Consider the following 646-nt stretch of genomic DNA (forward strand, 5'->3'; position numbering starts at 1 on the left):
CGATGGCGGCGCCACCTGGGCGGATGTGGTCCAGAACACCGGAACGACGTGGAGCCTGGTCGATGGCGTCGTCCATCCGGCGAGCTTCACCTACCAGACCCGGATCATCGACACCGCAGGCAACATCGGCACCACCGCCAGCAAAGCGGTGACGATCGATACGACGGCGCCGATCATCACGATCACCAGCACCGGCGGAGCGACCAACCAGGCCAGCCAGACTCTGGCCGGTACGGTCGATGTGGCCGATGCCGGGGCCGCCGTCACAATCCTGGACGGGACCACCACGATCGGCACCGCCGTCGTGCTGGGCGACGGCAGCTGGAGCAGCCTCGTCACGCTCGGCAATGGCAGCAACTCGCTGACGGCCAGGGTGAGCGATGTTGCCGGCAACACGACGACCAGCAATGCCGTTGTCTACACGCTCAGCACGACCGGCCCGGCCGTGACGGAGCATCTGACCTCCGATACCGGGTCTTCGGCGCTTGACCAGATCACTTCGAACGCTGCGCTGACCGGGACGGGCCTGGCAAACACCACGGTGCACTTCACCATCGATGGGACTTTAATCGCAACCACCAGTTTGGCGGATGGGAGCGGGAACTGGGCGTTCACACCGAGCGGTCTCGCTGATGGGCTGCATACC

1 protein-coding gene is annotated in these 646 nt (G+C 65.3%); it reads left to right on the plus strand.

Annotation, left to right across the window (positions count from 1 at the left end):
• On the plus strand, window positions 1-646 hold a 646-nt coding region (locus tag IVB41_RS02015; RefSeq protein WP_247426200.1), incomplete at both ends, for an Ig-like domain-containing protein.

Origin of the sequence: Bradyrhizobium sp. 44 (assembly GCF_023073095.1) — a bacterium.
Classification (GTDB): Bacteria; Pseudomonadota; Alphaproteobacteria; order Rhizobiales; family Xanthobacteraceae; genus Bradyrhizobium.